Consider the following 19,211-nt stretch of genomic DNA (forward strand, 5'->3'; position numbering starts at 1 on the left):
GCTGCGGTGCCGGCGCTCAGCTGTGGACCGCCGTCGAGTCATCCACCGGGATTTCCCCGGCGTCCGAGCCTGCGAATTGCGACTGGTACAGCCGGTAGTAGGCGCCCTGGGCGGCGAGCAGCACCTTGTGGTTGCCCTGCTCCACGATCCGGCCGTTTTCCATCACCAGGATGGTGTCGGCGTCGCGGATGGTGGAGAGCCGGTGGGCTATAACGAAGCTGGTCCGGTCCGTCCGCAGCGCAGCCATGGCCTTCTGCACCAGCAGTTCGGTACGGGTGTCCACGGAGCTGGTGGCTTCGTCGAGGATGAGCAGCGATGGGTTGGCCACAAAAGCGCGGGCAATGGTGATCAGCTGCTTCTCACCGGCACTGACGTTGTTGCCTTCCTCGTCGATGACCGTTCGGTAACCGTCCGGGAGCGCCCGTACAAAGCGGTCAACGAAGGTGGCTTTGGCCGCGGCGATGACTTCTTCCTCCGTGGCGTCCAGGTTTCCGTAGCGGATGTTGTCGTAGATGGAGCCGCCGAACAGCCACGCGTCCTGGAGCACCATGCCCACTTTGGACCGGAGCTCGGCCCGGCTGAGGTGCGTGATGTCCACGCCATCGAGGGTGATGGCGCCGGAGTTGAGCTCGTAGAAGCGCATCACCAGGTTCACCAGGGTGGTCTTGCCTGCACCCGTGGGACCTACGATGGCCACGGTATGGCCGGGCTCCGCGGTGAAGGACAGGTTCTCGATGAGTTTTTTGTCTTCCGTGTAGCTGAAGGTCACGTCCTTGAAGTCCACGTGTCCGTCAGTCTTTGGCGGCAGGTGCTCGGTGGCGGTCTCGCTGTCCTGCTCGTCAGCGTCCAGGAACTCGAACACCCGTTCCGCCGAGGCCACGCCGGACTGCAGCATGTTGGCCATGCCTGCCATCTGGCCCAGCGGCTGGGTGAATTCGCGGGAGTACTGGATGAAGGCGGTGGCATCACCCAGGGACATGGAGCCGGAGGCCACCCTGAGGCCGCCCACCACGGCGATGCCCACGTAGCTGAGGTAGGAAACAAACTGCATGACCGGGAAGATGATGCCGGAGACGAACTGGGCGCCGAAGCTGGCCTTGTACAGGGCTTCGTTGCGTTCCTCGAACCGGGCCAGCATATCGGCGTCGCGGCCGAAAACGCGGACCAGGTCGTGGCCGGAGAAGGACTCCTCGATCTGGCCGTTCAGGGCACCGGTGTTTTTCCACTGCGCGGCAAAGAGCTTCTGGCTGCGGACACCGATGATGCCTGCGGCCACACCGGACAGGGGCAGGGCCACCAAGGCGATCAGGGCCAGCTGCCAGGACACGATGAACATCATGATGACGATGCCGATGACCGTGAGCAGCGAGTTGATCAGCTGCGCGAATGCCTGCTGGAGTGCCTGCTGGACGTTGTCGACGTCGTTGGTTACCCGGGAGAGGACGTCGCCGCGCTGGCGGGTGTCGAAGTAGTTCAGCGGCAGCCGGTTGAGCTTCTTTTCCGTGTCGTCACGGAGCCGGCGGATCACCTTCATCACGATCACGTTGAGCACGTAACCCTGCAGCCACAGGAAGATGTTGGCCACGAAGTACATCAGCAGGACCATGGCGATCAGCATGGTCAGTTTGTCGAAATTGATACCCGTCCCGGGTACCAGCTCCATCCGCGAAACCATGTCCGCGAAATTGGCGTCCCCCGCCTGGCGGAGGCCCGCGACGAACTCGTCCTTACTGGCGCCGGCAGGCAGTTGCTTGCCCACCACACCGGCAAAAATCACGTCCATGGCCTGGCCCAGGATCTTGGGGGCGATGACATTCAGGACAACGGCGACCACCACCAGGGCCACCACGAGGTAGATGCCAAGGGCCTCCGGGCGCAGCAGCCCCATCAGCCTCTTGGCGGAAGGCCAGAAATGCTGGGCCTTTTTGGCGGGTATGCCGCCGAACATGTCCCCGTCGGCCTCTGACGGGGTGAATTCCTCTTCAACAAAATCGTCGTCATCCAGGTCCGGGGCCGTCACGGCCGATTCCGGCGCAGCCTGGTCTGCGGCGGTGGAGTCCTTTTTCCGGGGGCTCATGCCATTTCCTCCACGCTCAGCTGGGATTCAACAATTTCCTGGTAGGTGGGTGAGGTTTCCAGGAGTTCCTCGTGCGTGCCGCGGTCCACAATCCGGCCGTTGTCCAGGACCAGGATCTGGTCCGCTTCGGTGATGGTGGAGATCCGCTGGGCGACGATGATGACCGTGGCGTCCGCGGTGGTCTGTTTCAAGGCTGCGCGGAGCCGCGCATCCGTTGCCACGTCCAGTGCGGAGAAGGAATCGTCGAAGAGGTAGACCCTGGGTTTGGTGACCAGGGCCCGGGCGATGCACAGCCGTTGGCGCTGGCCGCCGGAAACGTTGGTTCCGCCCTGGGAGATCCTGGCGTCCAGCCCGTTCTTTTTCTCCCGCACAAACGATTCGCCCTGGGCCACGCGCAGCGCGTCCCACAGCTCCTGGTCCGTGGCCTCGGTCTTGCCGAAGCGCAGGTTGTGCTCGATGGTTCCGGAGAAGAGGTAGGGCCGCTGCGGGACGAGGGCCACCCGCTTGGTGATTTCCTCCCGGTCCAGGGCACTGACGGGCACCCCGTCCAGGAGCACCTCGCCCTCGCCGGCGTCGTAGAGGCGCGGCAGGAGGGACAGCAGGGAGCTCTTGCCGGAGCCGGTGGAGCCGATGATGGCGATGGTCTGGCCGGGCCGGGCGGTGAAGCTGACGTTGCTCAACACCGGCGACTCGGCACCGGGGTAGGCGAAGGTGACGTTGCGGTACTCCACCACACCTTCCAGCGCTGCCGGGGCTTCCGGACGTTCGGGATCGTGGATGGAGGGTTCGACATCGAGCACCTCGCCGATGCGGTCCGCGCACACGGAGGCGCGCGGGATCATCATGGCCATGAACGTGCCCATCATCACCGCGACGAGGATCTGGAGCAGATACTGCAGGAACGCGGTCAAGGCGCCCACCTGCATATCGCCGGAGTCCACCCGCTGGCCACCGAACCACAGGACAGCGGCGGTGGACAGGTGCAGGATCATGCCGATGGCGGGGAACATCAGCACAAACAAGGCGCCGATTTTCAGGGAAACGTCGGTGAGCTCCTTGTTGGCTGCCCCGAAGCGCTCCGTTTCGTAGGGTTCGCGGACGAAGGCGCGGACCACGCGGATACCGATGATCTGTTCGCGCAGCACAGCGTTGATCCGGTCGATCTTCTTCTGCATGGAGCGGAACAGCGGCATCAGCCGGACCACCAGGTAGCCCACCACCACTGTGAGGAGCGGTACTGCGACCCACACCAGCCAGGACAGGTTGAGGTCCTCACGCAATGCCATGATGATGCCGCCGATGCACATGATGGGGGTGGCCACCATGAAGTTCAGGCCCATCAGCACCAGCATCTGGACCTGCTGGACGTCATTGGTGCCGCGGGTGATCAGCGTGGGCGCGCCGAAGGTGCTGACGTCCTTGGCGGAGAAGCTGGTGACCTTGCGGAACACGGCCCGGCGCAGGTCGCGGCCGATTGCCATGGCCGTTTTGGACCCGAAGTACACGCCGGCGATGGCGGTGCCAACCTGCACAAAGGCTACGGCGAGCATCACGGCGCCGGTCCGCCAGATGAAGTCGGTGTCCCCGCGGGTGACGCCCTCATCGATGATCTGGGCGTTCAGGCTGGGAAGGTACAGGGCAGCCATGGTGGACGCCAGCTGGAATACAATGACGGCCACAAGATACGGCGTGTATGGCTTGGAAAACCGCCGTATGAGGGTGAGGAGCATGCCCACGGGTCCTTAGGAAGAATGTGAAAAGCAGGAGGCTTAAGTAGTAGCAGCCGGGGCTGACATCCTTAGCCTTCCCACTCTACGAAACTCTTTCCCGGGGCGGAACCGCCCCGGGAAAGATCATCCGACGGGAGTACCCCCGCGTGCGGTCAGTGCTTTGCTGCGGCGGGTTCCGGCGTTGTGCCCGAATCCTTGGCTGTGGCATCCGGCTGGATGTCCACGGTGCGGCGGAGCGGCTTCTCCTTGATGAACAGCACGGAGAGCAGCGCCAGCACCGTGACGCCGGCGGAGATCAGGAAGACCTCGGCCGTGGCGTCGCCGTAGGCCGCCCGCATGATCTCGCGGACCGGTTCGGGCATGTGGGCCAGGTCCAGGCTGCTGCCGGCGCCGCCGCCGGCCACCGGGATGCCGGCCGCGGCCAGTCCCTGGGAGGCGAGTTCGCTGACCCGGTTGGCCAGGACCGCGCCCAGCACCGAGACGCCGATGGCGCCGCCGACGGAGCGGAAGAAGGCCACAGAGGCGCTTGCCGTTCCGATGTCCGAGGCGCGGACGGTGTTCTGCACGGCCAGGACCAGGTTCTGCATCAGCATGCCGAGGCCCAGGCCCAGGACGGCGGTGAAGACGCCTGCGTGCCAGAGTTCGGTGGTGTGGTCCATGGTCCCGGCCAGGCCCAGGCCGCCGATCAGGAGGATGGATCCGGCTACCAGGAAGCCCTTCCATTTGCCGGTGCGGCTGATGAGCAGGCCCGATGCCACGGAACCGATCAGGTTGCCCGCGATCATGGGCAGGGTCAGGAGGCCGGCTTCGGTGGGGGTGGCACCGCGGGCCACCTGGAAGTACTGGCCCAGGAAGGTGGAGGAGCCGAACATTGCCACGCCGACAGCCACGGAGGCGATGATGGCCAGCGCGGTGGTCCGCTCAGAGATGATCTTGAGCGGGATGATGGGCTGTTCCACCTTGGATTCAACCAGGACCAGCAGGGCCAGCAGGAGCACGCCGCCGCCCACCATCAGGGCCGACTGCCAGGAGAACCAGTCGTAGTAGTCCGCCTTGCCGGCGAAGGAAACCCAGATCAGGAGCAGGCTGACGCCTGAGGTCAGCAGGATGGAGCCGAGCCAGTCGATCCTGGCGTGCCGGCGGACGTGGTTGATCTTGAGGGTGACCTGCAGCAGGATCAGGGCGACGACGGCGAGCGGCACGCAGACGAAGAAGGTCCAGCGCCAGCCCAGCGGGCTGTCCACGATGAATCCGCCCAGCAGCGGGCCACCGGCGGTGCCAACGGCCATCACGGCGCCCATGTAGCCGGAGTATTTGCCGCGGTTGCGCGGCGGGATCATGGTGCCGATGATGGCCTGCGCCAGGGCGGTCAGGCCACCCATCGCCACACCCTGGATGACGCGGGCGCCCAGCAGCAGCGGAATGGTCTGCGAGAGGCCGGCCATCACGGAACCGGCAACGAAGATGATGATGCTGAGCTGGACCAGGACCTTCTTGTTGAAAAGGTCTGCAAGCTTGCCCCAGATGGGGGTGGTGGCGGCGTTGGCCAGCAGTGCTGCGGTGATGACCCAGGCGAAGTCCGTCTGGGTGCCGTGCAGGTCGGACATGATGGTGGGCAGCGCGTTGGCCACGATGGTGCTGCTGAGGATCGCGGTGAAGAACGCGGCGAGGAGGCCGGTGAGGGCCTCCATGATCTGCCGGTGCGTCATTTCCGGCGCGGCTTCGGTTGCTCCGGCAGGCGACGGCGGCTGGCCCGCCGGTTTGGTCTGGGTGGCAGTTTGGCTTGCCATGGATCTGCTCCTAAAGGGTGTTGATGGTGGTGCCGGCCGCCGTTGCCCGGGCTGAGTTCTTCAGTGATTGTGTGAGTTTGTGCAAGGTGGTGGCCGTGGTGCCGGCGTCTTCCTCGCTCCAGTCACGCAGGAGGTCCTGCAGCGCTGCTGCCCGTTGCTCCTCGATGTGCCGGAGCTTGTCCGCCCCCTGCGGGGTGAGCGCCACAAGCTGGGCCCGCCCATCGTCGGGATCCGGCCTGCGCACCACAAAGCCGTGGTCTTCGAGGTCGGCGATATGCCGGCTAAGGACCGGGGCGCTGACGCCCAGCCGCTCGGCAAGCCGCGTGGCCCGGGATTCCCCCTCCCCCACAAATCGCAGGACGCCCTGGAGCGCGACGCCGGTTTCCTGCCCCCGCACGTTGGCGGTGGCGATGCAGCGCACGGCCCGCTGGAGGTCGAAGATCTGGTACACCAGATCCGCTGCCGTGTCCGGAGCTACAGCCATGACTCGATTACTCCCTAGTTGTTTGCCTCAAGCAACCATATCTTAATTTGGTTGCTTTGGGAAACTATCATTGTGGGCTACCCCGGAAATGCCGCAGGACCCCTGCCATCGGCAAGGGTCCTGCGGGGGTGGTGGGGAGCGTCAGTCGCCCAGGTGCGTCGGGGCGAACATCTTCAGCAGGGTTTCAACCACAACGACGTTGGGCCCGTCCCCGGCGAAGGATGCCTTCAGCGCGTCCCCCACATCCCCGGGGGCAACCCGCCGGGCCGGGACGCCGAACGCTTCGGCGAGTTTGACGAAGTCCGGCCGGGCCAGCTCGGTGGCCGTGGCCTGGCCGAATGCACCCACCATGTACTCGCGCAGGATGCCGTAGCCGCCGTCGTCGACAATCAGCCAGGTGACCGGCACGTTGTGCTGCTTGGCGGTGGCCAGCTCGGAAATGGAGTACATCGAGGAGCCGTCGCCGGATACCGCCAGGACCCGTGCGGGCCGGCCCAGCGTCTGCAGGCCCACGGCGCCGCCGATTGCCGCCGGGAAGCCATAGCCCAGTCCGCCCGCGCCCTGCGCGGAGTGGAACTGGCCCTCGCGCGCATCCCAGCAGCTCCAGCCCCAGTAGGCGGAGATGGTCATGTCCCAGAACGTTTGCATGTCCGCGGGGACAGCCTCCCGGATACCGGCCATAAACCCCAGTTCCTTGGCCAGGTCCTGGGATTCGAGCCGGGCCCGCACCTTGGCCAGCGCGTCCTTCACCACCGACGCCGGAGTTGCGCCGTGCCAGTTTGCCGGTACGGACCGACCGGCGTCGAAGGCGGCGTCCAGGGCGGACAGCGCCTGGCCGGCGTCCGCCCGGATGCCCAGGCCGGGCCGGTTGGACTCCAGGACCCGGGGTTCCGCGTCGATCTGGATGATCCGGCCCCGCGGCGCGAACGTGAAGTAGTTGGAGGTGACCTCGCCCAGCGATGAGCCGATGACCACCAGGACATCGGCATCCTCCAGCACGTCGGTCATGTGCCGGTCCTCGATCCAGGACTGCAGCGACAAGTCATGGTTCCAGGGGAAGGCGCCGTTGCCGCCCGGCGTGCAGATCACCGGAGCCTGCAGTTTTTCGGCGAGGGACAGCAGCGTGGCCTCGGCCCGACCGCGGCGCGTCCCGCCGCCGGCGATGATGGCCGGCCGTTCCGCAGCTTCCAGCCATTTAACGGCTTCCCGGACCAGCTCCACGCGGGGCGGGTTGTCGGCTGCCAGTGCCAATGCGTCCTCCACAGGCGGCACCATGATGGGGTCCAGCAGCACGTTCTGCGGGATTTCCAACCACACCGGACCCTGGGGGGAGGAGATCGCCTCGGTCCAGGCATCCTGGATGGCGGACGGGATGCCTGACGCGTGCTGGATCAGCCGCTGGCTTTTGGTGACGTTGGCTGCTGAGGCCTTCTGGTCATCGAGCTGGTGCAGCATGCCCTTGCGGCGGGCGCCGAGCCCTTCCAACGGAATCTGGCTGGCGACAACCACCATGGGCACTCCGGTGGCGTACGCCTCCTGGAGCCCGGCAAGTGACGTCAGCGCGCCGGGCCCGGTGGAGAGGAACAGGACCCCCACCTCGCCGGTGGCGCGGGAGTAGCCGTCGGCGGCGAACGCCGAGTTGTTCTCCACTCGGGACGAAACGAAGTGCAGGTTGCCGCGGCCCATGGCATCAAACAGGCCCAGCGCGTGCTGGCCCGGGATGCCAAAGACGGTTTTGGCGCCCAACGCTTCGAGGGTTTCCACCACCAGGTCACCGCCGTTGCGCACCGGACCGGGTGGCACGCCTGCAGCGTCAGCCGCCACAGCGGCTGGTACCCCGGCGGGGGTTGAACCTGCGGCTGGAAGCGTGGATCCGGCGTCGGCCATTGCCTTACTCCTTGCCGGCTGCAGCGAAGCCGGCAGGCTGGCGGGGTTCGCGGCCAAGCGCCTGGGCCGCGTAACCGGATTCCGCGCCGAACCGGTTGCCGGCCACGGCGTTGTCCGCCATCAGGGTCACCAGCTCGAAAGCCACGTGGCTTGCGGCCACGCCGGTGATTTCGGCGTGGTCGTACGCCGGGGCAACCTCGACAACGTCCGCGCCCACCAGGTTCATGCCGCGGAAGCCGCGGATGATTTCCAGGAGCTCCCGGCTGGTGATGCCGCCGGCCTCGGGCGTGCCGGTGCCGGGGGCGTGCGCGGGATCCAGGACGTCGATGTCCACCGAGATGTAGAGCGGGCGGTTGCCGATCCGGTCGCGGACCTTGGCCACCGTTTCCAGGACACCCTGGTAGTAGACGTCTGCGGAGGTAACGATGCCGAAGCCGAAGCGGTGGTCGTCGTCGAGGTCCTTTTTGCCGTAGAGGGGTCCGCGGGTGCCGATGTGGCTGATGGCTTCCGTGTCCAGGATGCCTTCCTCCACGGCGCGGCGGAACGGGGTGCCGTGGGTGTATTCGGCGCCGAAGTAGGTGTCCCAGGTGTCCAGGTGCGCATCGAAGTGCAGCATGGCGATGGGCCCGCCGGCGCGTTCGGCAGCCGCGCGCAGCAGGGGCAGGGCGATGGTGTGGTCCCCGCCCAGGGTGACGAGCTTGCTGCCGCCGGCGGTGAGGTCGAGCGCGTTCTGCTGGACCGTTTCGATGGCCTCGTTGATGTTGAAGGGGTTGACGGCCATGTCGCCGGCGTCCGCCACCTGGATGTTTTCGAAGGGGCTGACGTCCCACGCCGGGTTGTACGGGCGCAGCAGCCGGCTGGCCTCGCGGACGTGGTTGGCGCCGAACCGGGCACCGGGGCGGTAGGAGACGCCGGAGTCGAAGGGAACACCCACAACGGTGACATCAGCCTTGGCCACTTGGTCCAGCCGCGGCAGCCGGGCATAGGTCGCGGCGCCGGCGTAGCGGGGAATTCGGGATGAATCGATGGGACCAAGGTTGCCGTTGGCTTCGATGCGCAGCTCTTCCATGGGAGGGGCTCTCCTTCGCGGAGTTGGGGACTGATGTGATTGCCATCATACGCCACAGTTGTCTAATGGGCATCAAGTGTTTACATAAAGTTGGCGAAACGTCCGACGACGGGAGCCCCGGAAACGGAAATGGCCGGGGCGGGTGCCGCAGCACCCACCCCGGCCATGGCCGGATTTTTCCGGCGTCGTCAGCCGGCCTGCCGGGCCCGCGAGCGCCACAGCAGCCAGATGAAGTACGGCGTGCCCAGTACGGCAGTGAGCAGCCCGGCGCCCAGTTGGGCGGGGGCAATGACTGTCCGGCCCAGCACGTCCGCGGCTCCCACCAGGATGGCGCCGAGCAGGATCGCCGTGGGCAGGACCCGCGTGTGGCGCCGGCCCACCAGGGCCCGGGCGGCGTGCGGCGCGACCAGCCCCACGAACCCCACGGCCCCCACCGCCGCAATGGACAGCGCCGTGAGGATCACGCTGACCACCAGGAACAGCAGCCGGGCGCGTGCCAGCGGGACGCCCAGCAGCCGCGGGGTGTCCTCGTCCAGGCTCAGGATGTCCAGTTCACGGTGCCGGAACGCCGTCATCGGCACAAAGACCAACAGCCCGGCGGCCAGGGGAAGGACGTCCAGGAAGGTGCGGCCGTAGGTGGAACCGGCCAGCCAGGTGAGGGCCTTGGTGGCGTTGAACGGATCCGTCAGCACAATCACGAGGCTGACCAAGGCCAGGGTGCCGGCGGAGACGCCCACCCCGATCAGCACCAGCCGGTTCTGCTGGTAGCCGCCCCGGGCTGCCAGCCCGAACACCAGGGCCGCCGCGAGCGCCGCCCCGGCCAGCGCCGCCAGGGAAATTCCCCATGGGCTGACCAGGGGAACGGTGGAGACCACCAGGACGGCGGCCAGTCCGGCGCCCCCGGAGACTCCCAGCAACCCGGGTTCGGCCAGCGGGTTTCGGGTGATGGACTGGATCAGCGTTCCCGCCAGGGCCAGGGCCGCTCCCGCGGCCATGGCTGCGGCCACGCGGGGCGCCCGGGTATCCAGGACAAAGCCCACCACTTTGCCGCTCTCCCCCGCCAGCCAGTTCAGGACATCCCCGAGCAGCAGCTTGGCATCGCCCAGCAGCAGGGAGCCTGCCAGCACAGCCAGGGCCACAGCAGCCAGGACGGCAACCGTCAGCAGGTACCGCCAGCGCGGCGGCAGGGGGTGGTGGTCCGTAGGGGTCACGGACCCGAAGTCCTTGGCCCGGAAAGCCAGGACGATCAGGAACACGGCCCCCACCAGCGAGGTGATGACGCCCGTGGGCACCCGCACCGATGCATCGGCGCCCACCACCGCGCGGAGCGCAACGTCCGAGGCGAGGATCAGGTTGGCGCCCATCAGGCCGGCAAGGGGCAGGAAAAAAACAGCCCGGCCCAGCCGCTGGACCCGGTTGGCCAGGGGCCGGACCAGGGCAGGCGCGCACAGCCCCACAAAACCGATGGGCCCGGCCAGGGTGACGGCCGCGGCCGACAACAGGACGGCGAGCAGGACTGCGCCAACCCGCGTGGACCGGACGTTGACGCCCAGGCTCCTGGCGGCGTCGTCCCCCAGGCCCAGCGCGTCCATGCGCCGGCCCAGCAGGAGCAGCCCGGCCAGGCCGACCACCAGCAGCGGTGCCACCTGGACCACGCCGGAGGTGCCGCCCTGGCTGATGCTGCCCTGGCCCCACTGGTAGAGGCCTTCGGTGGCCTGCGGATACAGCAGGAGCAGGGCGGACGTCATGGAGCCCAGGCCCAGGGCCAGGGCGCTGCCGGCCAGGACCAGCCGCAGCGCACCGGTTCCCAGCCCCGAAAGGCCCAGGACCACAACAGCCGCGGCCAGGCCGCCAACAAAAGCCACTGCAGAGGATGCCAGCAGCGGGAGGGTGAAGCCGGTGACGGAGGCGATGCCCAGGGCAAAGTAGGCGCCGGCGTTGACCGCCAGCGTGTCCGGCGAGGCCAGGACGTTGCGGCTGATGGACTGCAGGGCGGCGCCGGCCACGCCCAGGGCCAGGCCCACAACGATGCCTGCCAGCATCCGCGGGAGCCGCGAGGCCATCACCACGGCGGCCGAATCCTGGTCCGCCGAGCCCAGGAACACGTTCCAGAGTTCCACCGGACCAACGGCCGCGGTGCCCTGGGTGAGGTCGATCAACGCGAGCGCTGCGCACAGGGCCAGCGCGCCGGCCAGGACCCCGGCCACGTCGCCGTTACCGCCGGAGCGCCGCCGGACGGGCGCCTCGGCGGTAACAGCGGCGCTCATGCGATCACTTGGTAAGGGCCGTAACGGCAGCATCGACGTAGGCCGTCATGGACGCCGGGCCGCCGAACATCCAGATGCCGTCGGACAGGCGGTGGACGTTGCCGGCGGTGACGAACGGCAGGGACTGCCAGATCGGGTTGGCGCCGAGGACGTCGGCGAACGGGTCGCCGTCCACCTTGTTGGTGATGTAGAGGAACTCAACGTCGCTGAGGCTGGTCAGGCCTTCGACATCGGTGGATGCCAGGCCATAGTCCTTGTCGCCTTCCAGGGTCCACGCATTGTCGAGGCCCAGTTCCGCGGTGACGTCGCCGATCAGGGAGCCCTTGGTGTAGGGCCGGATGCCTACCTGGTTGCCCTGGGCGTAGCCGTCAGCGAAGGCGACCTTGGCTCCGGCGAGCCCTGCGGCCGCGAGCGTTTCGCGGCCCTTGGCCACGGCGTCGTCGAATGCTGCCTTGACCCCGGTGGCTTTGTCCTCCGTGCCGGTGGCCTTGGCGATCAGGTCCAGGTTGGTGTTCATCTGGGCGATCTGGCCTTCGCCGTTGGCGGAGCGGACCTGCAGGACCGGGGCGATCTTGCGCAGCTGCTCGACGGCGGCGGCAGGCAGGTCGGTGGTGGCCACGATCAGGTCGGGCGCCAGGGACGCGACGGTGTCCACGCTGGGCTCACCGCGGGTGCCGATGTCCTTGGGCTCGTTGTCGAGGGGAACGGCGGCGGCCCAGGCGCTGTAGCCGGGGACATCGGCAACACCTACGGGGTCAACGCCGAGGGAGACGAGGTTTTCCACGACGTTCCATTCGGTGCCCACCACTTTGGTGGCGGGGGCGTCGAGGGTTATGGTGGTGCCGCTGGCGTCGGTCAGCTCGATGCCGGCTCCGGAGGCCGAGGGGTTGGCGGCAGGTTCCGTGGTTCCACAGGCGGAGAGGGCCAGCGCCGCTGCAACAGCGGCGGAGGCCAGGATTGGCTTCTTCATGGGGATGTAACCAGTCTTTCGGTACGGGTGTGGTGCTTGCCGATGGCGCGGGTGCGCAACCGGCCGGTGCTTGGATCGGTGTCGACCTCGATCCGGATTCCGTAGACCCCGCTCAGAAGCGCGGAGGTGAGAACGGAGGCTGGTGTGCCGGACGCAATGACACGCCCCTGGCCCAGTAATACGACCCGGTCGGCGAGCGCCGCGGCCTGGTCAAGATCGTGCAGGACCACGCCCACGGCGATGTCCTGCTGGTCGGCGAGGTCCCGGATGAGGTCCAGGAGTTCCACCTGGTAGCGGAGGTCCAGGTAGGTGGTGGGTTCGTCCAGCAGCAGCACGCCGGTTTCCTGCGCCAGGCAGCTGGCCAGCCAGACGCGCTGCAGCTGGCCGCCGGAGAGCTGGTCAACGCCGCGGTCCGCCACTCCGCCGGTGCCGGTCAGGGCCAGGCACTTATTCACGACGGCGGCACCGGCCGGATCGGCCTTGCCCCAGCGGCCGCGGTGCGGGTAGCGGCCGAACTCGACAACGTCGCGAACGCTCAGGCCGGCGGGCGTGGGCCGGCTTTGGGTCAGGAGGGCCACGTGGCGGGCGAACTCGCGCGCCGAGAGGGAGAGTGCGTCGGCGGCTTCGTCACCGGGGCTCCCGCCCAGGGTCAGCGTCCCGGTCCTGGGGTCCTGCAGGCGGGCCAGCGTGCGCAGCAGGGTTGACTTGCCGCTGCCGTTGGGGCCCACCAGGGCGGTGACCTGGCCGGGCACCAGGGTCAGCGACGCATCGTGGACAACATCCGTGCCGCCATAGGCAACGGTGATGCCGGCGCCCTTCAAGGCGTGCGGGATCGCGGGGCTGGACTTAGGGTTCACATACTAAGGCTAGCCTATCCTTAGGGTCCACCCGACCACGTTACGCGGAGTTGTCCCTGTTCAGCGGCTGGCCGCCGGGACCAGCACCCAGAGGACCTCGACCGGCTGGTCGGTGGGGTTCACCCAGGTGTGGGGCTCGCGGCCCGGGAACGTGACGGTGTCCCCCGCGTCGAGGTCGTATTCCTCGTTGGTCAGGATGAGCCGGATGCTGCCGCTGATCACGTGCAGCACGTCGACGTCGCAGTCCACGGCATACAGTTCGGACTCGCCGCGGCCGTGCGGCTCAATAACGGCCTGGATGATCTGGAGGCGGCGTTCGGACCGGGCCGTCAGGAGCCGCTCAACGATGCCTTGGCCGCCCAGGGAAATCCGCGGCCCGTCGTTGCGTTTGGTCAGGTGCGTCTCGGGGGCCGCAAAAAGCTCGCCGATGGAGATCGACAGGACCTGGCACAGGGTGACCAGCGAGGCCACCGACGGGGAGGTCAGGTCGCGCTCAACCCGGCTCAGGAAGCCCTTGGTCAGGCCGGTGGCATCGGCCACCTGTTCGATGGTGAGCCGCTGGGACTGCCGGGCCGCCCGGATCCTCGAGCCGATGGCCACCGGAACGTTGCTCGGTTCAACTGGCAGTGCCTTCATGTACGAACCTTTCATGGCCGGCCACCCGGCCCCACTCTGGAGCAATACTAATGGCCTGTTGCCACTGTGACGCTTCCATGGCGGGCGCGCCACGGCGCCCCGGGGCGCCCTTGACTGTTACGGCCGTCACAGCCTACGCTTTTGAAAACACTTGTTGCCTATCAGGCAATATCTGCGACTCCGGTCTCATCCGCACCCCCAGCAGCGGCGCCCCGGCTTTCCCCGCCCCGGCCCGCTTAACAACCTGCTCCGAGGAGCCAACATGGATGCAAACGTCATCAACATCGCCATTGTGGTGGTGTACCTACTCGCCATGCTTGCCTTCGGCTGGTGGGGCAAGTCCCGCACCAAGTCCAACAGCGACTTCCTGGTGGCCGGCCGCCGCCTCGGCCCGTTCCTCTATACCGGCACCATGGCCGCGGTGGTCCTGGGCGGTGCGTCCACCGTGGGCGGCGTGGGACTGGGCTACAAGTTCGGCATCTCCGGCATGTGGCTGGTGGTGGCCATCGGCGCGGGCGTCCTGCTCCTGAGCCTGCTCTTTGCCCCCATCATCCAGAAGCTGAAGATCTACACGGTCTCGCAGATGCTGACCCTGCGCTACGGCAGCAAGGCCACCCAGGCCTCCGGCATCGTGATGCTGGCGTACACGCTGATGCTGTGCGCCACGTCCACCGGCGCCTACGCCACCATTTTTGTGGTGCTGTTCGGCATGGACCGGGCCTTGGCCATCGCCGTCGGCGGCGCCATTGTGCTGGTCTACTCCACCGTGGGCGGCATGTGGTCCATCACCCTGGCGGACCAGGTCCAGTTCGTCATCAAGACCGTGGGCATTTTTTTCCTGATGCTGCCCTTCACGCTGAACGCCGCCGGCGGCCTGGACGGCATCCGCAGCCGCGTTGATGCGAGCTTCTTCCAGATCGACGGCATCGGTGTCCAGACCATCATCACGTACTTCGTGGTGTACACCCTGGGCCTGCTGATCGGCCAGGACATCTGGCAGCGCGTCTTCACGGCCAAGACCCCCACCGTTGCCCGCTGGGGCGGTGCCACCGCCGGCATCTACTGCATCCTTTACGGCGTGGCCGGCGCCCTGATCGGTATGGCCGCCAGCGTGGCGCTCGCCAACATCGAAATCGCCGCCAAGGACGACGTCTACGCGGAAGTGGCCCAGAACCTGCTCCCTGTGGGCATCGGCGGACTGGTCCTGGCCGCCGCAGTGGCAGCCATGATGTCCACCGCTTCCGGCGCCCTGATCGCCGCAGCGACAGTGGCCCGCGCCGACGTCCTGCCGTTTGTGGCCAGCTGGTTCGGCAAGGACATCAACACGGACGACACCGACAACCCGGAGCACGATGTCCGGGCCAACCGCATCTGGGTCCTGACCCTGGGCATCATCGCCATTGTGATCGCCATCGTCACCAAGGACGTGGTGGCGGCCCTCACCATCGCGTACGACATCCTGGTGGGCGGGCTCCTGGTGGCCATCCTCGGCGGCCTCGTGTGGAAGCGCGGCACCGGGATCGCCGCCGCCGCCTCCATGGCCGTCGGCTCGGTGGTCACCCTCGGCACCATGATCGTCCTGGAAATCAACGCCAAAGCTCCACTGGACGGCATCTACGCCAACGAGCCGATCTACTACGGGCTGGTTGCCTCGGCAGTCGTCTACGTTGTGGTGTCCCTGGCCACGAGGCCCACGGACCCGCACGTTATGCGGAACTGGCAGCGGCGCGTCGCCGGCCAGGACAGCGAGCCGGCGCCCGCAGACGCGGTCCCCACCTCCTGATACCGGGTCGCACGACGGCGGCACCTCCTTTTGTTTCCCAGCAGAAGGAGGTGCCGCCGTCGTCAGTCCTGCCCGGTTGGTCCCGCACGTGGCAGTCCTGCCGGGTCAGTCCTGCTCGTCCCCGCGGACTTCGTCCGGGTCCATCGGGACCTCCCGGTCTTCGGCGTCGTTGACCGGCCGGGACCGGACCGCGGGCTCTTCCGCATCGGGGAAGGGATCTTCCGGGTCCAGGGCGGCGTCGGCGGGCGTTTCCCCGGCATAGTCGTAAGCGGGGTCCGCCTCCACGGCGTCGAGGTGCGGCATGTCCGGGTGCTGTCCGCTGGTGCTCATCACAGAACCTCCACTGATTGACGGTGTGGCACATCGGGTGGGCGCCGGCCGCGCCGCCCATTTCATCTCAGCACCACGCCCGGGGGCGGTCAAGGGGTCCCCGGCTGGCGTGCCGGCGGCTTCCCCACATGATGGAAAAGTTACGGCGGACCGAAACCCCGGAGCTAGGGTTGCCAGCCGAAAAACCGCGGAAATCCGCAGTAAACTGGCGTGGCAATGGAGCCGAAACCGTGCCCCATCCAGCCCAGGAGTCCTCCGTGCCGCAGCACGCCACACCCAATCACCAACCGGCCCCCGCCGGACCCGCGGGCACCCCGGAAACCCCGGTTACCCCGGTTCCGTCGGCCGCCGACATCAGGCGCTGGCGCCAGTACCTCGCCGACGAACGGGCCGAGGCCGCCGTCTACCGCGACCTGGCCCAGAACCGCCAGGGCGAGGAGCGGGCCATCCTGCTGGCCCTGGCCGAAGCGGAGGGCCGGCACGAAGCGCACTGGCTGGGCCTGCTCGGGGACAACGCGGGCCGCACCCGGCCGGCATCGGTCCGCAGCCAGCTGCTGGGCTTCCTGGCCCGCCACTTCGGTTCGGTCTTTGTCCTGGCACTCGCCCAGCGGGCCGAGGGCCGCTCGCCCTACGCCAAGGACCCCAACGCCACCGAAGCCATGGCCGCTGACGAACAGATCCATGAGGAAGTGGTCCGTGGACTGGCCACCCGCGGCCGCAACCGGCTGGCAGGCACCTTCCGGGCTGCAGTCTTCGGGGCCAACGACGGACTGGTCAGCAACCTCTCGCTGGTAATGGGCATGGCCGCCTCCGGCGTGGCCAGCAGCGTGGTGCTGCTCAGCGGCATCGCCGGGCTCCTTGCGGGTGCCATGTCCATGGGTGCGGGCGAGTTCATCTCCGTCCGGTCCCAGCGCGAACTGCTTGACGCCACCCGGCCCACCCAGGTCACCCTGGCTGCAGCACCGAAGCTCGACTTGGAACACAACGAACTCCTGCTGGTCTACCTGGCCCGCGGCATGTCCCAGGAAGCAGCCCAACACCGGGTGGCCGAGCGGATGGGACAGCTCTCCTGCGACTGCGACCCCAGCCTTTCGCTGCACCCGGAAGAGCCGGCGGAAGAGGACCAACACGAGGCCGTGGGCACTGCGTGGGGCGCCGCCCTCTCCAGCTTCTGCTTCTTTGCCTCCGGGGCCATCATTCCCATCCTGCCGTTCCTGTTCGGCCTGACCGGAGTTGCTGCGCTGGTTGTGGCGGGCGCCCTGGTGGGCCTTGCCCTGCTGGGTACCGGTGGCATCGTGGGACTGCTTTCGGGGACGTCGCCGCTGACCCGGGGGCTGCGCCAGCTGGGCATCGGGCTCGGTGCCGCCGCCGTCACCTACGTCCTGGGGCTCGCCTTCGGCACCGTGGTGGGCTAGCTTTGGTGCATCCAACGACGGAAGGCTGACCATGCAGCGCCGGCCCCCACGCCATGCGGAGCCCACGTCGGGCCGCAGCGGGACGCCGCGACCACGCTACCGGCTGGTGCTGGTCGCAGGGCTTTGCGTGGCGGGCGTTTTTGGGGCCGCAGTGGTGCTGGACGATCCACGGGTCAAGCAGTTCCTGGACCTCCGGATCGGGCCCGGCACCCGGCAGGGCGCGGGACCGGGCGAAGGCGCCGTGCCGGGCGACGCCGAAGCCCCGCCGGCCGCAGAGGTCAGTACTGCGGCCCCGCCTGCCGGCGTCGAGGAGGCAGCCGAACCGCTCCTCACCCCGGCCCCGCCCGCCGTCGGAAGCGATGCCTACCATTTCCTGCTGGTCAACGGGGACGGCACACCTGTGGGCTACTCCCCCTGCCGCCCTCTGCACTATGTGGTCAACACGGACCTCGAACCCGACGGTGCGGCCGAGCTGGTGCCGAGGGCCATCGAGACCATTTCGGCAGCAACCGGCATCTCTTTTGTCTACGACGGCACCACTGACGAGCAGCCGTCGGCGCAGCGGCCGCCGTTCCAACCCGACGGGTACGGCGCCCGCTGGGCACCGCTTTTGATCGCGTGGACCACCCCCGAGGTGGCGCCGCAGCTGAAGGGTCCCGTGATCGGCACCGGGGGCAGCACCCACTTCAGTTTCGACGGCGGCCCCAAGACCTTTGTGACCGGAGGCCTGGACCTTGACGCCCCGCAGATCGCCGATGAACTGCTCAACCCTGACGGCGACAAATACGCCACCGCCGTCATTCTGCATGAGCTGGGCCATGTGATGGGCCTGGACCACGTTGATGACCCCGCCCAGCTGATGTATCCGGAGATCGGCACCCCGGAAGGCCTGTCCGACGGCGACCGCAACGGCCTGTATGAACTCAGCAAGGCTGCCTGCCGCAAGGACCTCTAACCCGCCCTGGTGGCATGTCCTGGAAAAGTCCTGATGTCACGACAGGTCAAATTGCCTGGTCACCGCCAGGGCAGGCCTTGACCCGCCGTCCGTCCCTGCTACCATCAGGGAAGAAACTATGTCCTATCAAGAGAACATATACCGGCAAAGCAGCCGCCTGCAGCCACCGCCGCACGGCGTCCGGCCGCAACCAAGGAACAGGAACGTACCGTGGCGAACAACCTGGGTGTCAGCATCGACCGCTCCTCTCCCGTGCCCCTCTACCACCAAGTGGTGCAGGGAATTGAGGCCGCCATCCACAGCGGCATCCTCGAACCGGGCAGCCGGCTGGACAACGAGATCGACCTGGCAGCCCAACTGAACCTTTCGCGCCCCACCATGCGCAAGGCCATGGACGAACTGGTCCGCTCGGGCCTGCTGGTCCGCAAACGCGGCGTCGGCACCCAGGTGGTCTCCAGCCAGGTCCGCCGGCCGCTGGAACTGTCCAGCCTGTTTGATGACCTCACCAACAACGGCAAAAAGCCCACCACTGATGTGTTGAGCTTTTCCCACGTGGATGCGGACGAAGCCACCCTGGCCACGCTCCAGCTGCCGGCCGGCTCCAAGGTCTACCACTTCACCAGGCTGCGGAAAGTCGGGGGCAAACCCCTGGCCCTGATGGAAAACTGGGTCCGCGACGACATTGTGGGCATGGACGAAGCCCTGCTGGCAGCTGAGGGCCTCTACGCCGTGCTGCGCCGCGGGGGCGTCAACTTCCGGCTGGCCAACCAGCGGATCGGCGCCATGATCGCCAATGAATACCAGGCCTCGATGCTGGACACCAAAGCCGGCCACGCACTGGTGACCATGGAACGCACCGCAGTGGATGACACCGGCAGGCGGGTTGAAACCGGGCACCACGTGTACCGCGCCGATTCCTACAGTTTCGAAATGACACTCGTACAGCGCTGATTTATTAGGA

Annotated in this window: 15 protein-coding genes; 4 read left to right on the top strand and 11 right to left on the bottom strand. The window is 67.5% G+C overall.

The annotated features are described in order from the left end of the window. Positions 1-16: 16 nt before the first annotated feature. The 10 genes from ACU18_RS02365 to ACU18_RS02410 all read right to left on the bottom strand — a co-directional run bounded on the left by ACU18_RS02365 (position 17) and on the right by ACU18_RS02410 (position 13,767). Positions 17-2,077, bottom strand: a complete 2,061-nt coding sequence (locus ACU18_RS02365) for an ABC transporter ATP-binding protein (protein WP_050683936.1) — start codon at positions 2,075-2,077, stop codon at positions 17-19. After that, a complete protein-coding gene (locus tag ACU18_RS02370) occupies positions 2,074-3,807 on the bottom strand; it encodes an ABC transporter ATP-binding protein (protein ID WP_050683937.1) in 1,734 nt (577 codons plus the stop codon). The genes ACU18_RS02365 and ACU18_RS02370 overlap by 4 nt, the downstream gene beginning before the upstream one ends. A 152-nt stretch (positions 3,808-3,959) precedes the next feature. Continuing rightward, a complete protein-coding gene (locus tag ACU18_RS02375) occupies positions 3,960-5,597 on the bottom strand; it encodes an MFS transporter (protein WP_327019584.1) in 1,638 nt (545 codons plus the stop codon). A 10-nt stretch (positions 5,598-5,607) separates the two neighbouring features. Beyond that, on the bottom strand, positions 5,608-6,081 hold the full coding sequence (locus ACU18_RS02380; protein WP_050683938.1) for a MarR family winged helix-turn-helix transcriptional regulator: 474 nt from the start codon (positions 6,079-6,081) through the stop codon (positions 5,608-5,610). Between the two features lie 141 nt (positions 6,082-6,222). Beyond that, complete coding sequence (locus ACU18_RS02385) at positions 6,223-7,968, bottom strand: thiamine pyrophosphate-binding protein (protein WP_231685989.1); 1,746 nt, start codon at positions 7,966-7,968, stop codon at positions 6,223-6,225. Positions 7,969-7,972: 4 nt separating this feature from the next. Beyond that, positions 7,973-9,037 carry an agmatinase gene (speB, locus tag ACU18_RS02390; protein ID WP_050683939.1) on the bottom strand — a complete coding sequence of 355 codons (1,065 nt, stop codon included), beginning with the start codon at positions 9,035-9,037 and terminating at the stop codon, positions 7,973-7,975. Positions 9,038-9,225: 188 nt separating this feature from the next. Next, positions 9,226-11,304, bottom strand: a complete 2,079-nt coding sequence (locus tag ACU18_RS02395) for an iron ABC transporter permease (RefSeq protein WP_082178137.1) — start codon at positions 11,302-11,304, stop codon at positions 9,226-9,228. A gap of 4 nt (positions 11,305-11,308) precedes the next feature. Continuing rightward, positions 11,309-12,274: an ABC transporter substrate-binding protein gene (locus ACU18_RS02400; RefSeq protein WP_050683940.1), complete on the bottom strand. Its 966-nt coding sequence runs from the start codon at positions 12,272-12,274 to the stop codon at positions 11,309-11,311. Then, positions 12,271-13,131 carry an ABC transporter ATP-binding protein gene (locus tag ACU18_RS02405; RefSeq protein WP_197273499.1) on the bottom strand — a complete coding sequence of 287 codons (861 nt, stop codon included), beginning with the start codon at positions 13,129-13,131 and terminating at the stop codon, positions 12,271-12,273. The genes ACU18_RS02400 and ACU18_RS02405 overlap by 4 nt, the downstream gene beginning before the upstream one ends. Before the next feature lie 60 nt (positions 13,132-13,191). After that, positions 13,192-13,767 carry a cupin domain-containing protein gene (locus ACU18_RS02410; RefSeq protein WP_050683941.1) on the bottom strand — a complete coding sequence of 192 codons (576 nt, stop codon included), beginning with the start codon at positions 13,765-13,767 and terminating at the stop codon, positions 13,192-13,194. A 262-nt stretch (positions 13,768-14,029) separates the two neighbouring features. On the opposite strand from ACU18_RS02410, the gene ACU18_RS02415 reads away from it, so the two are divergent. Next, positions 14,030-15,550, top strand: a complete 1,521-nt coding sequence (locus ACU18_RS02415) for a sodium:solute symporter (protein WP_050683942.1) — start codon at positions 14,030-14,032, stop codon at positions 15,548-15,550. 105 nt (positions 15,551-15,655) lie between these two features. Here ACU18_RS02415 and ACU18_RS02420 read toward each other — a convergent pair whose 3' ends face one another. Then, complete coding sequence (locus tag ACU18_RS02420) at positions 15,656-15,880, bottom strand: hypothetical protein (protein WP_050683943.1); 225 nt, start codon at positions 15,878-15,880, stop codon at positions 15,656-15,658. Between the two features lie 230 nt (positions 15,881-16,110). Between ACU18_RS02420 and ACU18_RS02425 the strand changes: the two genes are divergently transcribed. The 3 genes from ACU18_RS02425 to ACU18_RS02435 all read left to right on the top strand — a co-directional run bounded on the left by ACU18_RS02425 (position 16,111) and on the right by ACU18_RS02435 (position 19,201). After that, complete coding sequence (locus ACU18_RS02425) at positions 16,111-17,295, top strand: VIT1/CCC1 transporter family protein (RefSeq protein ID WP_442853699.1); 1,185 nt, start codon at positions 16,111-16,113, stop codon at positions 17,293-17,295. A 31-nt stretch (positions 17,296-17,326) separates the two neighbouring features. Further along, positions 17,327-18,250 (top strand): matrixin family metalloprotease, encoded by a 924-nt coding sequence (locus tag ACU18_RS02430; protein WP_050683944.1) that lies wholly within the window; start codon positions 17,327-17,329, stop codon positions 18,248-18,250. 210 nt (positions 18,251-18,460) lie between these two features. Further along, positions 18,461-19,201 (top strand): GntR family transcriptional regulator, encoded by a 741-nt coding sequence (locus ACU18_RS02435; RefSeq protein ID WP_050683945.1) that lies wholly within the window; start codon positions 18,461-18,463, stop codon positions 19,199-19,201. Positions 19,202-19,211: the final 10 nt, after the last annotated feature.

It is taken from the genome of Arthrobacter sp. ZBG10, from assembly GCF_001238605.1.
Taxonomy (GTDB): Bacteria; Actinomycetota; Actinomycetes; order Actinomycetales; family Micrococcaceae; genus Arthrobacter.